General features: G+C 49.1%; 13 protein-coding genes. 6 read left to right on the top strand and 7 right to left on the bottom strand.

Annotated elements, in window-relative coordinates:
- Positions 1–12: 12 nt before the first annotated feature.
- Positions 13–786 (bottom strand): EFR1 family ferrodoxin, encoded by a 774-nt coding sequence (locus ACPYIV_RS02045; RefSeq protein WP_293739984.1) that lies wholly within the window; start codon positions 784–786, stop codon positions 13–15.
- 547 nt (positions 787–1,333) lie between these two features.
- Here ACPYIV_RS02045 and ACPYIV_RS02040 point away from each other — a divergent pair.
- The 3 genes from ACPYIV_RS02040 to ACPYIV_RS02030 all read left to right on the top strand — a co-directional run bounded on the left by ACPYIV_RS02040 (position 1,334) and on the right by ACPYIV_RS02030 (position 6,608).
- Positions 1,334–2,878, top strand: a complete 1,545-nt coding sequence (locus ACPYIV_RS02040; protein WP_293738885.1) for a M28 family metallopeptidase — start codon at positions 1,334–1,336, stop codon at positions 2,876–2,878.
- Positions 2,879–3,066: 188 nt separating this feature from the next.
- Positions 3,067–4,680 (top strand): ABC-F family ATP-binding cassette domain-containing protein, encoded by a 1,614-nt coding sequence (locus tag ACPYIV_RS02035; RefSeq protein WP_293734561.1) that lies wholly within the window; start codon positions 3,067–3,069, stop codon positions 4,678–4,680.
- A gap of 5 nt (positions 4,681–4,685) precedes the next feature.
- Positions 4,686–6,608 (top strand): LTA synthase family protein, encoded by a 1,923-nt coding sequence (locus ACPYIV_RS02030; RefSeq protein ID WP_425885286.1) that lies wholly within the window; start codon positions 4,686–4,688, stop codon positions 6,606–6,608.
- A gap of 106 nt (positions 6,609–6,714) precedes the next feature.
- Here the strand turns inward: ACPYIV_RS02030 and ACPYIV_RS02025 are convergent, their stop codons facing one another.
- The 4 genes from ACPYIV_RS02025 to ACPYIV_RS02010 form a co-directional block, all read right to left on the bottom strand.
- Positions 6,715–7,194, bottom strand: a complete 480-nt coding sequence (locus ACPYIV_RS02025) for a toxin-antitoxin system YwqK family antitoxin (protein WP_293738887.1) — start codon at positions 7,192–7,194, stop codon at positions 6,715–6,717.
- Positions 7,195–7,199: 5 nt separating this feature from the next.
- Positions 7,200–8,840: an Ig-like domain-containing protein gene (locus ACPYIV_RS02020; RefSeq protein ID WP_425885283.1), complete on the bottom strand. Its 1,641-nt coding sequence runs from the start codon at positions 8,838–8,840 to the stop codon at positions 7,200–7,202.
- Positions 8,841–8,885: 45 nt separating this feature from the next.
- Positions 8,886–11,684, bottom strand: coding sequence for a TonB-dependent receptor domain-containing protein (locus tag ACPYIV_RS02015; RefSeq protein ID WP_425885281.1), 2,799 nt, complete (start codon positions 11,682–11,684; stop codon positions 8,886–8,888).
- A gap of 345 nt (positions 11,685–12,029) precedes the next feature.
- On the bottom strand, positions 12,030–13,760 hold the full coding sequence (locus ACPYIV_RS02010) for a DUF4114 domain-containing protein (protein WP_425885279.1): 1,731 nt from the start codon (positions 13,758–13,760) through the stop codon (positions 12,030–12,032).
- Positions 13,761–14,117: 357 nt separating this feature from the next.
- Here ACPYIV_RS02010 and ACPYIV_RS02005 point away from each other — a divergent pair, with 357 nt between their 5' ends.
- Together ACPYIV_RS02005 and ACPYIV_RS02000 are read left to right on the top strand one after the other, a co-directional pair.
- Positions 14,118–16,058, top strand: coding sequence for a sensor histidine kinase (locus tag ACPYIV_RS02005; protein WP_293734753.1), 1,941 nt, complete (start codon positions 14,118–14,120; stop codon positions 16,056–16,058).
- A 62-nt stretch (positions 16,059–16,120) separates the two neighbouring features.
- The gene (locus tag ACPYIV_RS02000) at positions 16,121–17,368 is read left to right on the top strand and encodes a DUF3843 family protein (RefSeq protein ID WP_425885276.1); all 1,248 of its coding nucleotides are present in this window, start codon (positions 16,121–16,123) and stop codon (positions 17,366–17,368) included.
- Between the two features lie 53 nt (positions 17,369–17,421).
- Here the strand turns inward: ACPYIV_RS02000 and ACPYIV_RS01995 are convergent, their stop codons facing one another.
- Positions 17,422–18,450 carry a Gfo/Idh/MocA family protein gene (locus ACPYIV_RS01995; RefSeq protein ID WP_425886486.1) on the bottom strand — a complete coding sequence of 343 codons (1,029 nt, stop codon included), beginning with the start codon at positions 18,448–18,450 and terminating at the stop codon, positions 17,422–17,424.
- Between the two features lie 15 nt (positions 18,451–18,465).
- Positions 18,466–19,179 (bottom strand): 2-phosphosulfolactate phosphatase, encoded by a 714-nt coding sequence (locus ACPYIV_RS01990; RefSeq protein WP_293738891.1) that lies wholly within the window; start codon positions 19,177–19,179, stop codon positions 18,466–18,468.
- Between the two features lie 105 nt (positions 19,180–19,284).
- On the opposite strand from ACPYIV_RS01990, the gene ACPYIV_RS01985 reads away from it, so the two are divergent.
- Positions 19,285–19,878: a DUF4251 domain-containing protein gene (locus ACPYIV_RS01985; RefSeq protein WP_186928128.1), complete on the top strand. Its 594-nt coding sequence runs from the start codon at positions 19,285–19,287 to the stop codon at positions 19,876–19,878.
- The last annotated feature ends 61 nt before the right edge of the window (positions 19,879–19,939 follow it).

Here is a 19,939-nt window from a genome sequence, read left to right as displayed (position 1 = left end):
TCTGTTTGTTTATTATTTAATCACAGGATGATGATATCGTCCTTTTTTAAGCGTTCCTTTTCCATATTCGATCGCACGAACCGGACAGCGGTGAATGCAAGCGACACATTGCACACAGGTATTCGCCCAGACAGGCTTCCTGTCCTGCATACTGATTGTTCCGGTCGGACAAATCCGTTCACATAATCCACAGGAAATGCAAGCATCCGTCACCCGGAAAGAGTTACTTCCGATAGCCAAATGAGCAAAAAGAGGATAGATCCAATAGCTTTTCAAACCTGGCATACTTCCCGTATGGTACAAAGCGTCCTGCTGATGCTCCCGAATCGCTTCTATAATCTCAGCCACACGCAACGGGGCATCCTGCAATTTCCGTTCCTCCACCTCTTTGCTGTCTACATTAAAACCAGGCAACAGGATATAGTTATTCGGCATAATGACAGAGTATGCAGCCGAAAGCGATATACCTCTTTTTCCCAATGACTTTCCTATTAGCTGATCCGTATATCCGCATTCATCACCACAAGTAGAAACTGAATAGACCGGTTGTCCGGCATATCCGTTTAAAGTCAGACGGGAGATAAAACGAGTAACAAGAACCGCCGGCCCCCAAGAATGCACGGGATAGACGAATAAGATCTTTTCATCCGGACGAACCGGATAAACCAGGTCTTTTTCCTCTTTATGCAATTCATCCGCAATCGAAACCAACGGTTCTCCCAATGCCTCGCCCAGAGACTTCGCCACCCAAAGAGAGTTTCCTGTTCCGGTAAAGTAAAATATCATATTCCTATTTTTGTTTCAAATACAAAAGTAGGTATAATTCAAGAATATATCTCACCTTTGCCTTATTAAGAAACCTAAATAACAATGTTATCGCTACGATGGAAATATATTTACGAAAAGAAAGTCTGATCGGCTGCATCACAGGGCAACCGCACCAAATTCATTTTTAAGCAATACGATCTTATGGACTACATAAGATAAGGAATAATCTATCCCCGCTACAAGAAAACTTATCTACATAGGCATAAAAAAACATCGGAGTGCCTGTTAATTCTGTAATCAGTGCCAGTGATTATAAAATCAGTGCCAGCAATTATATAATCACAACCACTGATTATAAAATCACTGACACCGATTACAGAATTAGCAGGCACTTAAGAAAGAATTATTCGGGACAAAAACGGGTTTTTCTCTTCATAGAAATAAAGAATTGTTACTGTTGGATTTGGTGCGGTTGCCCTAACGTTTGTCAGACATTTACTTAAAATACATTTGGAACACGAACTTTTTATATTTTAATTTGCAGCACCATAAAAAAACACGCAATATGAAAAGAGCTTTACTTATCTGGGCAGCGATGGCTTGCATGGCTGTTCATTCGGTTCCGGCACAGGATGCTGCCGTAAACAAAATCATCGAAATCGGACAAACGGACAACCAGGTGATGGACCATCTGGATGTGCTCACCAACCGCATCGGCGGCCGTGTGATCGGCTCGAATGCCTATGACAATGCGGTCGACTGGGTGTCTTCCAAGTTTAAGGAATGGGGGCTGGAAGTAGAACTGCAAGAAGCCGGTACGCTACCTGTAGGCTTCAACCGCGGGCCCTGGTTCGGCAAGCTGTTGGGTGAGAACGGGATGGAATTGCACTTCGTCACTCCCTCCTACACTGCCGGAACGAAAGGTGTGCAGCGCGGACACGTCTTGCAGGAACCGCTAACCCAAAGCGAATTCGACCGCATAAAAGGACAACTGAAAGGGGCCTGGGTGCTGATCAACGGGAAGAATGTCGGCTGGCCTGTCGACCGTTCAGCCAAAGGCGACTCCATCCGTGCCGCCATCATCGCCGAAAACAATGAAACGGCCAAGAAGAACTACCAGATCATGGAGGACAACTGGAACAACAACACCGACAACCCGCTGTTGCCTTTGAAAGAGAATGTCCCGGCACTGTTCTACAAAGAGATGTGCGAGGCCGGTGTACTCGGATTTATCCAGTCGGCTACCGTCCCTTTGCGTGCCCTCTACGACAAGGCTGTCATGAACGATCCTGCTTTCACGTTCGACAACCTGCCGGACGTCTGTGACATTAAGCTGGACGAACATCAGTATGCGACCATCAAGCAGATGGTAAAGGAACGCCGCACTTTCTTCCTTGAATTCGACATCCGTAACCATTTCCGGATGGGACCGGTAAAATACTATAATGTGATCGGTAAGATCAAAGGGAGTAAATATCCGGATGAATATGTAATGGCAAGCGGCCACCTGGATGCGTTCGACGTGGCGACAGGCGGCGTTGACTGCGGTTCGGGCATCACTCCGGTTATGGAAGCGGCCCGCATGATCATGAAATCCGGTGCAAAACCCAAACGGACGATGCTGTTCTGTGCTTTCGCAGGCGAAGAGTTCGGACTGTTAGGTTCGACAGCCTGGGTAAAAGCCAATAAAGACAAGTTAGGCAAAATATCCAACCTGTTCAACCGCGACGGCGGCCCGACACCTCCCGTCGGACTCGACGTACCCAAGGCTATGTACCCCGATTTCGTGAAGATATGCGAACCGGTCAAGAAGATTCGCCCCGACTACCCGTTCGAAGTGAAAGAAGCCGGCCCGTTCACCAAACCGTCACAACCGGGCGGCACGGATGCCTCCGTCTTTGCCGTCGAAGCTGTCCCGGCCATCGACTTCAACGAAAAGGATATCAAAGGCTATAACTTCAGCTACGGCGAAATCTGGCACACTGAACGCGACACCTACAGCAAAAGCATCCCGGAATATCAGGAACATGCCGCTACGGTGATGGCGATCGTGACACTGGGGGTTGCGAACCTCGACCATTTGCTATCCAGAGAAGGACTATACAAATAAAACCTCTTTTACCAACAGGTTTTATTGCTTAGAAGGGATGATACCCGATTGCTTCTAAGTAATCGGGTATCATCCCTTCCAAGTAATCGCACCCGATTGCTGGATTATACTTTCCACAGTTGGATAGCGCATGTTTTTTTCATACCTTTGCGGCTCTTTAAGTGCAAATTAATAGATAAAACAAAGATATGATAACGGTTAACAATCTGGACGTACAGTTCGGAAAACGTATCCTGTTTCAGGATGTCAATATGAAGTTTACACCGGGCAACTGCTACGGTATCATCGGAGCCAATGGCGCCGGTAAATCTACATTCCTCCGTGTTATCAGCAAACAACTGGACCCTACGCGCGGAACCGTGTCTTTAGGACCGGGCGAGCGTCTTTCCGTATTGAGCCAGGACCACTTCGCATTCGACGAATACACAGTAATGGACACGGTGTTGATGGGCCACACCACCCTTTGGGAGGTGATGAGCGAAAAGAACGCCTTGTATGCCAAGCCTGATTTCAGCGATGCCGACGGTATCCGCGTATCGGAACTGGAAGAGAAATTCGCCGAGATGGAAGGCTGGAATGCTGAAAGCGATGCGGCTTCCCTGTTGAGCGGCCTGGGCATCACCGAAGAATTCCACTACACGCTGATGAAAGACATGAGCGGTAAGCAAAAAGTACGTGTCCTCCTGGCACGCGCCCTCTTCGGACAGCCCGACAACCTGTTGCTGGATGAGCCGACCAACGACCTCGACCTCGAAACCGTCATGTGGCTTGAAAACTATCTGGCAAACTTCGAACACACCGTGTTGGTTGTCAGCCACGACCGCCACTTCCTCGACTCCGTCTGTACGCATACGGTAGATATCGATTTTGGAAAACTACAGATGTTCGCCGGCAACTACAGCTTCTGGTACGAATCCAGCCAGTTAGCACTCCGCCAGCAGCAGAACCAGAACAAGAAGGCGGAAGAAAAGAAGAAAGAGCTGGAAGAATTCATCCGCCGTTTCAGTGCCAACGTTGCGAAGTCCAAGCAGACGACCAGCCGCAAGAAGATGATCGAGAAACTGAATATCGAAGAGATCAAACCATCTTCACGCCGCTATCCGGGTATCCTGTTCACGCCGAACCGCGAACCGGGCAACCAGATACTCGAAGTAAAAGGACTGACTAAATCCATCGAAGGCAAAGTGTTGTTCAAGGATCTGAACTTCAACGTAGAGAAAGACGACAAGATTGTTTTCATCAGCCACGACCCGCGTGCGATGACCGCCCTCTTCCAGATCATCAACGGGGAAGACAAGGCAGATGCCGGTACGTACCAGTGGGGACAGACCATCACGACGACCTATCTGCCGTTAGATAACTCGCAGTACTTCAATTCGGACTACAACCTGATCGACTGGCTGAGCCAGTTCTCGCCCGACACCAACGAAGTCTTCCTGAAAGGCTTCTTAGGACGTATGCTGTTCTCCGGCGAAGAGCTGCTGAAGAAGGTGAGCGTGCTTTCCGGAGGTGAAAAGATGCGTTGCATGATCTCCCGCATGATGTTGACGGATGCCAACTGCATCATCCTCGACACGCCGACCAACCACTTAGACCTGGAATCTATCCAAGCGTTCAACAATACGTTGCAGTCGTTCAAAGGAAACATCCTGTTCTCCAGCCATGACCACGAGTTCATCCAGACGGTTGCCAACCGCATCATCGAGCTGACTCCGAACGGTATCATCGACCGCATAATGGAATACGATGATTATATCACCGATCCGATGGTTGCCGAGCTGAGAGAAAAGCTCTACAAATAATTCGTATGAAGAAAAGAATCCTCTTCCTCCTTGCCTTATATTTTCTGTGGTTACCGCTACTGGCAATCCAGAAGCCGGTGTTTATGCTGTACCACCACGCCTTGGCGGGCGGATGCCCGCTAAGCGATTACCTTCAGGTAATCACACACGGGTTGCTGTTGGACTGTACGATAGCCGGATACCTGACGGCATTGCCTTTGCTGATGACACTCGTTTCGATATGGCTGCCGGGTAGTTTTTACCGGAAACTGCTAAAAGGGTATTTCGGAATCATGGCGGTGCTGATCGCAGCCATCTTCGCCGTGGATGTGGCTTTGTACGGCTACTGGGGGTTCAGATTAGATGCGACGCTTTTCTTCTATCTTCAATCGCCCGGCGATGCAATGGCGAGCGTGCCGGTCGGGCAGTTCTTTGCCCAACTGCTGATGTTCGCCGTGTATGCCTGCGGGATATACTGGGTGTTGAAGCGGTTTATCGTTCCGCTGTTTCCCGAAACACAGGTGCGGAAACGGTCGGGCGGAAGCCTTGTTATCCTCCTGTTAGGGGGAATACTTTTTATCCCGATACGGGGAGGTGTAACGACTTCGACGGCGAACGTGGGAATGGTGTATTTCAGCAAGAACCAATTCCTCAACCATTCGGCAATCAACCCTTGTTTCAGCTTGATCGCTTCTCTTAGCAAACAACAGGACTTTGCGTCACAGTTTAATTTCTTTCCGGAGGAAGAAAGGAAGGAGATAATAGAGGCTTTATCCCCGCATCAAGTGCAGGGGCACAAAGAGACGAACCCCACAGAACCGGATTCGGGGCAGGCGCCTCTGCGATCCCGTATCGAGTGCGGGAACAAGGAAGGCGACACGATACCGGAAGCCCTTCTTAATACCTCGCGGCCGAATGTATTGATTATATTGATGGAAAGTTTTTCGGCGAATGCGGTCGGGGCAATCGGCGGAGATTCCGCCATTACGCCTAACCTGAACCGGTTAAGCCGTGAAGGGGTGCTTTTCACGAATATGTATGCCAACTCGTTCCGGACGGACAGGGGGATTGTTTCGGTGCTGAACGGGTATCTGGCGCAACCGACCACTTCCATCATGAAATATCCGGCAAAGAGCCAGACGCTGCCTTCCATTGCCAAGAGCCTGACAGACGAAGGATATGTGGCCGATATGCTATACGGGGGTGACATCAACTTCACCAATATGCAGAGCTATTTCTTCAGTTCCGGTTACAGTCGGATCACGGCAGACCGCGATTTCCCGCTTACTAACCGCCTGAGCAAATGGGGGGCGAACGACGATGTGACGTTCCGACATCTGTTTGAAGACATTAAAGGCCGGGACAACCAGACACCCTGGCTAAGCACCTTCCTGACGTTGAGCAGCCATGAGCCGTTTGAAGTGCCCTATCACCGACTGGACGAAATGGGGCTATACCCGAACTCGGTTGCTTTTACCGACAGTTGTATCGGTGACTTTATCGACAAGTTGAAAGAGTTGCCGGTGTGGAAAAACACGTTGGTGATCTTCGTTTCCGACCACGGGTATCCTTATCCGAAAGATGTTGTAAACTATGAGCCCCGCCGCTATCATATCCCGATGCTCTGGATCGGAGGAGCGGTGAAAGAGCCTGTCGTGATTGATAAATATGCCAACCAGACGGACCTTGCCGCCACCTTACTGGGCCAGTTGGGGATAGGACACGACGCTTTCATTTTCAGCCGGAATATCTTAAGCCCTGATTATCCGGAATATGCTTTCTATACTTATTCCAACGGATTCGGGTTTATCGACAGCACCGGAGTTTCCGTCTATGACAACGAAGGGAACAAACCACTGATCGAAACACCCCGCGAAGGCAGTGACCAGCGGCTCCGCAAGGGAAAGGCATTGCTGCAAACACTCTATGACGACTTAGGCGCAAGATAAAAAAGCGGGCAAAAAGTTTACAACCCTTTCCTTCCCGCCCGAAAACGAAAGTAAAAAGTTTGCAACCATTGTCATCCTTCCCGATAATGGTTACAAACTTTTTTCATTACTCCTCTTCCTGTTTTTCCTCGGAAAGGAGTTTGCCTTCATCGTCCCAGGTGCGCCAGATGCCACTCTTCTTCCCCTTGATATAAAACATCTCGAAACGCAGGATGCCTTTATCGTTCCACACCCGCCAAGGGCCATCTTTCAGCCCTTCCTTATAAGAAGCGATGCCGGTCAGTTGTCCGGCTTCGTTATAGGTGCGCCATTCTCCATGGAAGATGCCGTGATAGTAGGAACGGACTTCTGCAATCTTGCCGTCGGGATGGTAAATCACATAAGTGCCTTCAGGACGGCCGTCCTTGAGGAAAAGTTCCATTTTCAGCATCCCGTCATCATAAAACTCGGTATAACGGCCGGTATAAGGGGTTGTCTGAGACTCATCCGTATAATACTGGCCTTCGCTAAGGAACAAGTCCTGCGCCTGGATTGCCAGGGCAGAACTTGCCAATAACGTTGATGTCAACAACAGTTTCTTTATCATTTTCATTAATATTCAGTGTTCTGCGGATCCCAGTTTGTCCAGCCGGCTGTCCAGTCGTTCGTCCCGTCGAAAGCGCCTTTATAAGTCACCTTCTCAAAGAAGCTGTTTGTCAATACTTCATCGACAAATTCAGCGCCCTGCACGACCGAAGCAACGACAGATGAATAGTCACCATCCTTTGAGATAATCTCGTTGGTAGTAGCCAAAGTCGTGTTGCTACCGGCAAGGTTGAAGAAGTTTTCACTTACCTTTTCATCATCGTAGAAGTTTTTCCACATACCGGCGAAGATCACATTTTTGATAGCTGTCCCTTCATTGGCCGTACCTTTCTTATCTGTTGCGCGAAGTCCGTAAGGCCATCCGGTGAAGACAGAATTATACACATTCAAACTTGTGTTACGGCGCAGGTGCATGGCTGCCTGGATTTTTCCACCTTTGGCTCCATTGGCGGCATCGGCTGTCTTGGCTTCCACCTCGGCTTGTGTCATATCGGATACTTTGCCGTAAAAGGGACCGACCAGGGTTACGTTGGAGAAGACCGGACGCGTAAGCGGGGTATTGGAAGAGCCGTCGCCGTCATTGTCTGATTCGAAACCATTGGAATCGGAGGTATCGGCGATATTTTTATCACGTACGCTTAAGAGGAACTGCAAATTGCCGGTGTAACCGTAATCGGTATCGAAGTCGTCGTCCCAGCCTTTATATGCAATCAGGTGCTTGGCGTTGACCGTACCGCCGAACCATTCGTAAGAGTCGTCGTTAGAATAAGACACCTGTACGAACTCGACTTGCGTACCGCTACCGACACCGCCGAATGTCAGGCCGTTGATCTCTTTGTCCGGTTCCAGAGGATAGCCGGCAAACTCGATACGCACGTATTTCAGGATACCGGAGCTTTCGCCATTAAATTCGTCAGAAGTCGTATTGCCATATTCCGTATTAGGCCCTCCTTCGATAGTCGGACGGTTTACACGGTTCACGCGGGCGTTACCGCAAATGATGAGCCCTCCCCAGTCACCCGTCACACGCTGTCCGGCGGGTTTGTCGGATGTGAAAACGATCGGTTTGTCTGCCGTTCCTTCGGCGATGATCTTCGCTCCCGGTTCGATAATAAGGGAAGCGGCTTTCTCGCCAGCTGATACCGATACGCCTTTAATGACCGAACCGGCTTCGATTGTCAGGGTTGCACCCGACTTTACATAGACAAAGCCTTTCATATAGTTCTTGTCGGCAGCGTTCAGCGTCATATCGGAAGTGATATTGCCTTCAAGGGTCACTTCTTTGACTGAAGGTGCATCCGCAGAAACAGTCACAGCGCAAGTAGCAGCCTTTCCGCCATCTTTAGTCGTAGCCGTGACAGTAGCGGTACCTTCGGCTACTCCTGTGACCTTTCCTGCATCTACGGTTGCGACCTTTTCGTCGGAAGTGCTCCAGGTAATAGTCTTATCCGTTGCGTCAGCCGGAGTGATCGTAGTAGACAAAGTTGTTGATTCGCCTACTTTTATCGTAGCAGTCGTCGGGTTTACAGCGATAGCCGATACAGAGACTGAGCCATCTGTTTTATCGTCATCACTGCAAGATGCTGTTCCAAACATAACGGCCAGTGCACATACAGAGGCCAAACCTTTCAATAGAAATCTGTTCATGATAAATACATTTTGTTTGTAATAGATATGTATAGTAATTCACTTTTAAAACTTGAGGGAAACCCCCACATTCAAATCCACTCCCGGGCGGTAGCTGCGCACGAGTTGCTGGCGTTCGCGCTTGCCTCCATTCTCGTCCGTCAGCTTTACGAACTGCTTGTATTCGATCTTGGAATTGAGCATATCCTGGATGCCAGCCTTAATCTCGACCACCTTACCGATCTTCTTCGAGAAGGTCAGGTCGAGCGAGTTGCGGGGCATCTCATATATGTCGGGGATATCTTCGTCCTGGTTCTGCATCGGGACACCAACCGACTCGATACGCTTTCCGATACGGTTATAGAGCAGCGAGGCGGAGATCCCCTTATCATCATATTGATAAAACAGGCCGGCATTCACCAAGTAGGGCGATTGCCCTGCCAACGGGCGATCCCGTTCGGGCGCTCCTTCCTCGAAACGAACGCGGCTATGAATGTAGGCGGCGTTGCACACAAGACTCAATCCCCGCAGCCCGATAAAGTCGAGGTTCTTCTTTACATCCAGCTCGACACCGAAGGCTTCGGCGTTCTTCGCGTTGTGGTAAGTGTATTGCAGGCCGGAACCGGCATCGTTAAATGTCTCCTCGATCGGATTCTTGAAGCGTTTATAGAATCCTCCGACCGTAATCATTTCGCCGAAGGCCGGATAAAATTCGTAACGCAGGTCGATATTGTCGGCGTATGCGTTTTTCAACTCCGTGTTGCCGACGATATTCGCATCCCGCTCGAAGTTGAAATAGACATAGGGTACTACTTCGCGAAACTCCGGCCGGTTGACCGAGCGGCCATAGGCGGCGCGTACTAAGTGCTTCGACGATAGGTTGTAGGAAACATTGACAGAGGGGAAAAAATCGATCGTCCGGTTATCTAAGTGAACTGGGGTTGTGCCGTCCGAGCTATAGCCGTCCATCTTGAGGTTGTAGTATTCCATACGGACACCGATGACGGCATTCAGCGCCTCTCCGTAGTTCAGCCTGGCAGAGAGATAAGCGGCTCCTAAGACGTTGTCGGAAGTATAGGAATCGCTGTTGGTCGTCGTCTCGCGCATCCAGATACGGTCGGCAGAAATATTCGCGTCGTCGAACAGTGCTGTATAGCCCCAGTCGGCATAGCGGTCATAGCCTTTGCCCAACAGGTTGTAACCGAACCGGCGGGCGTCGAACGTACGGCTCTTGTATTCTCCGTAGACACCACCGTTAAACACAGGGGCGAACTTATCTGAAACCACGAACTTATGTTCATAATTGGCCGCAAGCGAAGCACTGTGGTCCTTCAGATCCTGATAATAGCGCATCGGGTCGGAGACGTAATAGTTCGGCAAGTCCGTCTTCGTCTCGTCAAGGATGGAATTCACGATCTTGCGGTCCGGCTCCCGGTAGGATGCAAAGGCATAACCGGCCGTCCAGTCCACTTTGTTAACGTTCTCCCGCAAGGTATGTGTACCTCCAAGTTGTCCGGAGTAGGTCGTACGCCCGGTATAGAGCGATTCCCATTTGCGGATATCCTTGTCGGAGTAGTAGTTCATTCCTTCCCGTTGCGTCAGGGCGGAGACGCCGCGCTGGCTGAAGAAGTTGCGGAACTCATATTTGTTGCTGCCTTTGAGGAACGACCAGTTGAAGAGGGCACCCAGCTTGGAGATGTTCTTATAGCGCACATCGTTGTATTCGAAGCGGGGGCGTGAGGCATCGTTCGTCACATCGTAGGCGATATAGTTGTTGTTGACCGACTCCGAATAGTCGTAACCGGTACTCCAATTCACATTCGTGATATTTCCGATCTTCCAATCGCCTGCATCATACGAGCGGTGTGAGGTGAGCGATATTTTCTGGTCGGGGAAGGCCGTGAAGCGGTTGATGCCCCAACGCTGGTTGATCAGCCGGGTGAAGGAGGCGGCTTCCTCCGTCGAGTGTTCGCCGAGGTGGGAAGGGAAAGAAGAGGGCAGGCTTCTCACTCCAGCCCCGAATCCGAGATAGTCCTTCCAGCTACCGTCCGTCAACTGGAAATTGCGGAAGGTGGCATTTGTATTGAATCCCATTTGATAAGAGAGGTTGAAGGTATTCCCGTCCGGTATATTCTTGGTCATCACCTGCACGAAACCGCCGGAAAAGTCAGCGGGCAACTCGGCTGACGGGCTTTTGTAGACCATCATATTGTCGATCAGCGAAGAGGGGAGCACGTCGAACGAGAACGCCCGGCTGTCCGTCTCGCTGGAAGGTGTCGTCGCTTTGTTCAACCATACATTGTTATATCGCTGTGCCAGTCCGCGGACTACCACGAATCGGTCGTCCACGATCGTAAGACCCGGAATACGGCGCAACACCTCGGCGGCATCGCTGTCCTGCGTCTTGCCGATCTGCTGAGCGGAGATGCCGCTTACGACCGGCAGGCTGTTGCGCACCGTATTGATAATGGCGGTTTCCGTCCCTAACTTCCGTTGTGCCACGACCACCACGTTCTGTAGTTGCAGGTCGGCGTCGGAGAGTTCGATCCTCAACACCGACTCCTGGTGCGCCTTCACAACCACGTCTTTGATCGTTTCCGATTTATAGGATACATAAGAAGCTACTATCGTATATTTACCCGGCTTTACATTCTCTATCCGGAAGTTACCTTCCACATCGGCAATCGCCCCCACCGTCGTTCCTTCGATCACGACCGAGGCCCCGATCAGCGCATCCTTGAATTTGGCATCCGTCACCGTCCCGCAGATAACACCCGTCTGCGCCCAAGCCGCCAGTGAAAGAAAACACCCTGACAATAAAAGGAAGAATATCCTCAGCCTCCCTGCTTCATTCTTGTTTCTCATTCCGTAATACATATTACATTTATTTGCGGCAAAAGTAGAGGGAGCATATTGCAAGAAGATGTAAACAGAATGACAATACGATAACAAATATTACAATTTCACTAAGCCAAAACCGAATCCGCAGTGCCAATATACCAATTGGAGGAAGATATCGTCGTCTCCATCACCGCCATCGTCAAGAACATCCCAACCGCCATCGAAAGCGTCAAGTCAAGCACGATGGTATAGGCCACAAACGACACGATACGGAATTATTCCACAACAAATTTCCTACCAATATAAAAAATCCCCCTCTCCGCTATCACGTTGGAGAGAGGGATTACTAAATATAGTCGTTTTCACTGGCTATTCAGAAATAATATGGGGAGAGTATGGGCCTGGGGACAACTCATTGAAGTCGTGTCCCGGAACCGGATCAAACTCCATTTCGACCAGGATGCGGACAGGTTTGTTATCCATGATCAGGTCTTTCACCGAATTGATCGTACGGATGATCTGTTCGGTAGCGGAACTTTCCAAAGCTGCCATACTATAAGGATTGACATCCATTTCTATCTCTACCGTCATGCCGCGGACAGTCGTCTTGACAAAGATACGCTTCTTCCCGTCCGATTTCGTCTTGCGGATCGTGGTCTTGACAAAGATGCGATTGGAATAGCTTGACGGCTGGTCGATGATCAGGCTGTTCATCGTACGGCTGTTTGCGACGATCAGCACCTCCTTCAAGCCGTTCACGTTGCCATAGCTATCCAAATTTTCCTGATCGGAGAGGTCCCAATGCAAGGTCGATTGGGAGGCAACCCAAAGATCATCCCAGAAGCCGGGATCATCGGTAGGAAGGTCCATCACATCCGACAACTGCTGGATGGCATCGACCTCTTCCGTTTCGCCATCACTGCCGCCATCCGGTATTTCCGGGATATCATATGTGATAGCATCCGCCGGATAAGAGGAGACATGGAACATCACATCGTTGCAATCCCCATCCCCTTTCAGCAAGCTGATGCGCTCGTTCGGCAGGTCTTCAAAACCGACCACCACAAAGTTGTCTTTCTTAAACAGGACCGTATGGTTCTTATTGCCCGATTCGGGATTCCATTCCGGATAAGAGTAGAAACGGTACATACCGTCTCCCACCGTACGGTTCAATAGATTATATCCGTCGGAACGAAGTACCCAACCGATAGAAGTGCCCTTCGGGAAGGTATTTTCCAACTGGCCCGTCTCCGGGTTATAATACTTCAACCGGACAGCGTCACCCGCTTTCAATCCCGCACTGAACAGTCGGACGATGCTTGCACGTGGAAACGCGATAATCTCTTTGACCAAAGCCGGGTCCACATCCTTTATATCCCCCTGGTAAGAGAAATATCCCAACACATTGTCGAACAGGCTACCGGAATGAAGCATGCTTACCCAGATCTGTGCATCTTCCTTTACATAGATATCCGTCCGCTTATAGTACTCCGGATCCGCACTCCACCATTCAGGGAAAACCCGGTTGATAGCTCGCAGAACGGAACTGCTAACCTCTTCCCGCTTCGTCACATAATCCGGCTTGCCCAACGAATTCCAACCGCCAAGCGCCAAATACGGGAAACTGTCGGACCAGCCGAACAACGCCTTCGTCTCAAGCTTTTCCTCGTTTCCGTCCAACTCCTTAAATGTTACCGATCCATTTGCGATCCGGCCCTGCAACAAGGATGGGACGCCGATATTAGAAGAATAAACATACAATTCCCCCACTTGCTCCGGAAGGGTACGGGACAAGGTGTATTCGCCACGCCCATTGGTGATCCCTGTCAAAATAGGTAATACGTCTGTTTTCTTGATCTGTAATCCGTCTTGTACCTTAAGCGGATTCTCTGCATAGACCTCGAACGCAACCCGATAACCATCTGGTACGTCATATTTGAGGTCGAACATTACGGTCTGTGCTCCAATTTCAGAAATAGCACATTGCTGGTTATGGGAATCTTCTGCGCCTGCCTCATTCAAGTCCGCATCCGAACAGGAAACGAGCAGTAAAAGGATGAACCCCCATAAAGACTTTTGAAAAAAACTTCCTGTGTTCATATCCATAGTAGTAAAATATCTCCTTACAAGGATACAAAGAAAACAATAATAATTAACAAATGAGCAGGCTAATCTTGTTTAATTTCAATATTTATAGTTTATTGTTGTTTTCTGTAATATACCATCACATAAATCAACATACTTGGATTATCACAACCGATCGAATTTGTATTATCAAACATTATCCATATCTTTGTAAGCACTTCATAAAAAAGAGGCTAAATACAAAGACAAATTCTATACCAAATGAGGACATATAATATCATTTTGCTACTTACACTTTGCCTTGGGAACATTGCCACTGTTATACACGGTTCAGAATTGGAACAACAGAAAGACAGTATAAAAGAGTTGCTTATGATCACTTCTTCAACCGACAAGCGGCTCCAACTGTTGAAAGAAATGTCCTACCTGTCAATGGACGACTCGACGGGCAACTTCTGGCTACAACAGCTACGAAAGGAAGCGAAGGAAAGCAACCAATCAGACAAAGAAGAATGGGCAATTCGGACACTAATCCGCTTCTATTATAACGCCGGCGATATAGAAAAAGTGAACCAATACATCACGCAGATCGATTCGCTTGCCAAGCAGACCGGGATATACTCAGACAATTACTTTGACGCCCATACCTTCCGCTGCCAACTATTCCTCTGGGACGAGCAATTCGAGAAAGCAGCGGATGCGGCAATCCATCTCTATAATCTGGCGAAGGAAGTCAATAACGAGACCGGTATCATCTGCAGTTGCGAGACGCAAGGATTGATCAACCAGCGGATAGGCCGCGACAGCATTGCCGTCAATTTCTTCCTCGAAGGGTTAGATTTGCTGGAAAAAAAAGACAAAGATTACCGATACATCGTCCAGTTTCTCAATAACACGATCGAATCCGAACTCAAACTAAACCGCTTCAATTCCGTACATAAGCACCTCGAAGAACTGACGGCACTTATCTCCGATATCAGAAACAATAAATACGGACCTGACCCCTCCTTTCCTTATGACCGCTGCTTCACTCTGGCTGAAGCCTTTTATGCCAGCCTTTACGTCCGCGAGAAAAATGCCCCGGAAGCACTCAAACATATCAATGCCGCCAAACCGTATGTCGACGATCTGGACGATCAGTTCGTCCAGATTTTCTATCTGTACAGTGTAGCCGGCTATTACAAGTTGACCGGGCAATACACACAAGCACTTAACACAATCAATACCGTTATGGAGCTGGACAACGATCCTGAAATGAAGAAACAGAGGGCCGAAATCCTGATGGAAATGGGTAACACACGTGAAGCCGCATTGCAATATAGGGAAGCCCTGACACAAAACGAGGATATCAACAGTAACGCTTTCGTCCGCCAATTGAGCCAGCTGCACGCTCTACACGACATGAATAACCTCGAACTACAAGTGAAAGAGCTACGGGTAACAGAACTCGAACTCGGAGCCAAACAACAACAACTGAAATGGACAATTGGCTTAGCCGGCCTGCTTTTAGTCGTCGTCATACTGGGTACAGTCATCTATATGCATACTCATAAGCTGAAAAACGAACTCCAAAAAGACAAACTGGCCTTGCTTGAATCGGAGAATGCACTCCGGATCGCGCGTGACCATGCAGAAGAGTCGGACCGCCTGAAAAGCCTGTTCCTCTCGAATATGAGCCACGAGATCCGTACCCCCCTGAATGCAATCGTCGGATTCGCCCAAATACTGGATTCCGAGATGGAAGATGTGGACGAGCGGAAAGAGTACACACATATCATCATGGACAATTCCGCCCTCCTGCTCAACCTCGTCAACGACATCCTGGACATCTCCCGCCTGGAATCGGAAAGATACCGTTTCACTTTTGCCGAACAAAACCTAGCCGAATGTTGCCGGAGCGCGTTGACAAGCGTCGAACATCGTGTGAAGCCGGGAGTGGAATTGAGGTTCTCCCCTGAAGACGAGAACTTGATGCTCAATACGGACAAACTTCGCTTGCAACAAGTCATCATCAACCTGGTCGGAAATGCGACCAAGTTTACGGAGAAAGGTTTTATCGAGTTAGCTTACACGGTGGACAAAGCAAATGGACTCGTGCAATTTACCGTTACCGACACGGGGTGCGGAATACCTGCCGATAAGCAAGATGCAATCTTCGAACGGTTCGAAAAGCTGAACGAATGTGTACAAGGAACCGGCTTGGGATTGTCCATCTGCCGCATCATCGCCGAACGGTTCAATGGCGAGGTGCTGTTGGATAAGAAATATTCGGGTGGCGCCCGCTTTATTTTCACTCATTCTTTCAACCTTTAAAATAATTGTTACATTTGTGGCCTCAAAATAGTTGCTTAATTGAGCACGAATAATCTTATAATATGAAGAATATTAAAATTTACCCGAAAGATTGGATGCAATTGCATCCTTATAAACAGTCAGATCCGACAGACCTCTATTATACCAATATAGCAAACCGCATTTACAGTATGCTGGAAGAAACACGTCTCGCCTATTCTTTTGAGAAGGACGAGGTTAATCAGATCTGTATACGTATGGCTGCTTATTTTGAAGATGTGATTTCCGGCCTGAATATCTGGCGCTCGTTCATCACGGAACACAAAGCCTTATACGGTAAATTTCTGCCGTTTTATACGCCCGACGACCATTATTACGATGACGAAGTCAACTACGAAGATATCCGGTTCCTGCTCTGGCATTACACCCAGCAGTATCACGGATTCCGCAAAAGCACATTCGTCAGTCCCGATAATGCCGCCAATGGTGATACGGCCAGTTTGATCTACAAGATGTTTTGCGACGAATGGACGACCGCACCGGAGAACGAAAGGATGCAACAGCTCTTTGCTCCGGAAACCCGTTATGAGGATGTAGCCAAGTACAACGAGTTGCTCTACTGGTTCCACTACCAATGTTATCTGTTCACCGATTCACAACAAGAACTGACGGATACTGTCAAGGAATACTGGAAACAGATGGAAGGTAAAGACGACCTGTTTGTCATGGTCATCCACGACTCGCTGGCACATATTTCAAAAAGCGCTTTCCTGGCTTACACGGCTCCCAAATGGCTTTCACTGATCCTTCCGGCAGACCATCCGGATCACAGCCTGTTCGTTGAAGAAGGCGAAAAAGCACAGGCTTTCAAAGAGCCAATATCCGAAGAGAGTGAGAAAAAGCTGGCCGGGCATTTCGAGAAATTCACGGCCATGGCAGAAGGCAAAGCACTCCTATATTTCCATAACAAGCAGGAGTTTCTGGATTTCCTGACGAAGGCCGGTATCGATACGGAAGGGGCGACAGACGATTCTGCCCCCCGGAAATTTGCCGTTTACGCCACTCCTGAAGAAGGCCTGCAAGTCTTGACCACCGGCGTTGAATATATCAAAGACGAAAACAATCCTTTCTACGATCAGAAAAAGGCGGAAGCCCAAGGGTTGTCCTTCTTCATGATCCGGCAATGCAGTCCGTATCTGCTGAGAATATTGGAAGAAAAAGGCATGTTAGCCGATGCGCAGGCGAAGAGCCTGGTCGGTGAGGAACGTAGCAAGGCGATCGTCCACGAGAACTGGGAGTTCCTGATGCGGTATTTCCTTCGGGAATATTGATCTCAGCCATACCTGAATGGCAAAAGGGCACCGTCCCTCCCCCGTCCTGCAGGTCATTGATCCGCAGGATATCGAATCCCTAACTGGCGGCGCACCTCATCGATGATTTCCAGCGTGATGAGGGAGTTTTCGTGGCTGTTAACCGCCGATTGGCGTCTGCCGGACAGAACCAGGTCGATAAACTCCGCCACCTCATAATAATATTCATCCTTGTCCGTCACCGCGCTTATATCCTGAGGTTCGGCCGAAGGGCCTTTACCGGAAGCGGCGGCTAAGCGGGGCGTATATTTCACCTCTCCGATTATATTGATCCGGTCGAGTGTCAGGTTTCCCTCTTCCCCCTGTATCTCCGTAGGCAGGGAAGAATTGGCGATCTTGGAATAGAGGACAGTCGCATTCATCCCGTCATATTCAAAATTGACAGCCCCCTGCCCGTCCGCGCCGGACGAAAGGACGATACCGGAAGCATCGATCTTTTTCGGGCGCCCGAACAAAACGACCATCGGATAAACCGTATAAATCCCGATATCCATCATCGCCCCGTTCGAGAGTTCCGGCTTGAAAGCGTTCAGCACGACTCCTTCCTTGAACTTATCATAGCGGGAAGAATATTGACAATAACAGGCGAAATAACGGCGCACCGTACCCAAGCGTCCCAGGTTCTCCCGCACAGAACGGAAGTTCGGGGTAAGAGTCGGTTTCATCGCCTCCATCAACGTAACATTATATTTCTCAGAGGCGGCGATCATCTCCCTCACTTCCCGCGCGTTCGAGGCGAAAGGTTTCTCACAGAGCACGTGCTTTCCATGCTTCATACATAAGACACTCTGCTCCGCATGAAGGGAATTAGGCGATGCGATATACACCGCATCGATCAGCGGACTTTCCGCCATCTCTTCCAGAGAGGTGAAAGTATAAGGTATCTGATGTTTGGCGGCAAAAGCATCCGCCGTCTCCTGCTTGCGGGAATAGACGGCAACCAGTTCAAAACGGTCGTCCTGCCGTGCCCCGGCAATCACCCAGTCGGTTATAAAGTTGGTTCCGACTACTCCAAAACGCACTTTTCGGGTATATTTTTCCATATCTTCCATATCTTTTCAGTGTAATATTAATGTATCTCCCTCTATCGAAAGTTCGGGCACCTTGTCCGTAATGCTCAAAGTCAGGCAATAGGGTACGGCATCTTCGAGGTGGTTTGCCCTGAGGCGCGCCACATGATCCGTCGGAGCCAGGTAAGCAAGCAGGTTCTCCTTATTATGCGTCCACATATCACGGGCAATGATGGCCGCATCGCTACCCGGTTCATACAGGCCGGTGTCCAGCAACACATCCGTCAAAGCTCCGCCGAAAAGCGTATCTTCTATATTCACCTTATCCTGCCAGCCGGAACAGAGCACGACTACATCCCGCTTATGCCCGGCACAATAGCCGGCCACCGCCTCCAGATTGATGAAAGCTCCCGTTACCACCCGGAAGGCGGATTTAGCGATCGTAATCGCACGTGTACCGTTGGTAGTGGTGAACACAAGGTCTTTCCCGGAAACCTTTTCGGGCGTATAGTCGAACGGGGAATTACCGAAATCGGCAAAATCACAACGTTTCACATTCCGTTCCGCTCCAACCAGCCAGCCTTTTGCCTTATACGCCTCGGCTTCTTCGACGGTAGCGACCGGGCGGATAGTGCGAACTCCATTACTAAAAGCGGCGGCCATCGTCGTCGTTGCACGGAATACATCCACGACCACTACGATAGCTTCCGGATTATGATAGACCGGATATAATGCCGGCGAAAAACAAACATCTATTTTCATATCAAACGATTATTATCTCCACAAAAATACGAGGGATTTTAAACATTTCCTCTATCTGCTTGTTCTTTTATTACATTTTTGAATAAACGTTTTAAACTAAGTCGTATGAAAAGAATTGTATCTATGATGGTGATCTTCACCCTTATGTTGGGTGGTATGACACATGTGCAGGCTCAAACAAGTAAAGCCGCAGAGAAAGCTGAAAAAAAGCAGGAAAGAAAAGAGAAAAAAGAAGAAAGATTAGCCAAAGACGCCGTTATGGGCGAAGAAGCATTTAACAATGCTATGCAGGCTATCACAAACCAATCGTTCGTTTTGGAAGCCAACTCCGTACAACCGTTGAACGGACGTGTTTACTATGTAAACTCAAACACAAACTTCGTTTCGTTGAACGACGGACAGGCTATGGTTCAGATCGCATCCAACTCTCCCTATCCCGGTCCTAACGGATTAGGCGGCATCACCGTACAAGGTTCAGCATCCAATGTACAGGTCAAACAGGAAAATAACGGAAACGTATATCTGTCCATGAGCGTACAGGGTATCTTTATCTCTGCAACCGTAAACCTGGTACTATACAGCGGAACCAACAATGCGATGGTCACCGTAGACCCGAACTTCTCAGGAAACGACCTGACGATGAACGGAACATTGCTTCCTTATTCAGACTCCAACGTTTTCCAGGGAACTACTTACTAATTCATATATTAAACAACAACAAGAGGGCGGCCCGATTATTCGAGCCGCCCTCGCTTTTTTA

The organism is Parabacteroides vesiculifaciens, assembly GCF_049860805.1.
Taxonomy (GTDB): Bacteria; Bacteroidota; Bacteroidia; order Bacteroidales; family Tannerellaceae; genus Parabacteroides.
Note: the sequence above shows the minus strand (reverse complement) of the source record. Positions and strands in the feature narration are given on the sequence as shown.

Excerpts from the sequence above, each read along its gene's own strand:
- ACPYIV_RS02045 (WP_293739984.1), bottom strand. The coding sequence starts at position 786 with ATGATATTTTACTTTACCGGAACAGGAAACTCTCTTTGGGTGGCGAAG.
- ACPYIV_RS02040 (WP_293738885.1), top strand. The coding sequence starts at position 1,334 with ATGAAAAGAGCTTTACTTATCTGGGCAGCGATGGCTTGCATGGCTGTT.
- ACPYIV_RS02035 (WP_293734561.1), top strand. The coding sequence starts at position 3,067 with ATGATAACGGTTAACAATCTGGACGTACAGTTCGGAAAACGTATCCTG.
- ACPYIV_RS02030 (WP_425885286.1), top strand. The coding sequence starts at position 4,686 with ATGAAGAAAAGAATCCTCTTCCTCCTTGCCTTATATTTTCTGTGGTTA.
- ACPYIV_RS02025 (WP_293738887.1), bottom strand. The coding sequence starts at position 7,194 with ATGATAAAGAAACTGTTGTTGACATCAACGTTATTGGCAAGTTCTGCC.
- ACPYIV_RS02020 (WP_425885283.1), bottom strand. The coding sequence starts at position 8,840 with ATGAACAGATTTCTATTGAAAGGTTTGGCCTCTGTATGTGCACTGGCC.
- ACPYIV_RS02015 (WP_425885281.1), bottom strand. The coding sequence starts at position 11,684 with ATGAGAAACAAGAATGAAGCAGGGAGGCTGAGGATATTCTTCCTTTTA.
- ACPYIV_RS02010 (WP_425885279.1), bottom strand. The coding sequence starts at position 13,760 with ATGAACACAGGAAGTTTTTTTCAAAAGTCTTTATGGGGGTTCATCCTT.
- ACPYIV_RS02005 (WP_293734753.1), top strand. The coding sequence starts at position 14,118 with ATGATCACTTCTTCAACCGACAAGCGGCTCCAACTGTTGAAAGAAATG.
- ACPYIV_RS02000 (WP_425885276.1), top strand. The coding sequence starts at position 16,121 with ATGAAGAATATTAAAATTTACCCGAAAGATTGGATGCAATTGCATCCT.
- ACPYIV_RS01995 (WP_425886486.1), bottom strand. The coding sequence starts at position 18,450 with ATGGAAAAATATACCCGAAAAGTGCGTTTTGGAGTAGTCGGAACCAAC.
- ACPYIV_RS01990 (WP_293738891.1), bottom strand. The coding sequence starts at position 19,179 with ATGAAAATAGATGTTTGTTTTTCGCCGGCATTATATCCGGTCTATCAT.
- ACPYIV_RS01985 (WP_186928128.1), top strand. The coding sequence starts at position 19,285 with ATGAAAAGAATTGTATCTATGATGGTGATCTTCACCCTTATGTTGGGT.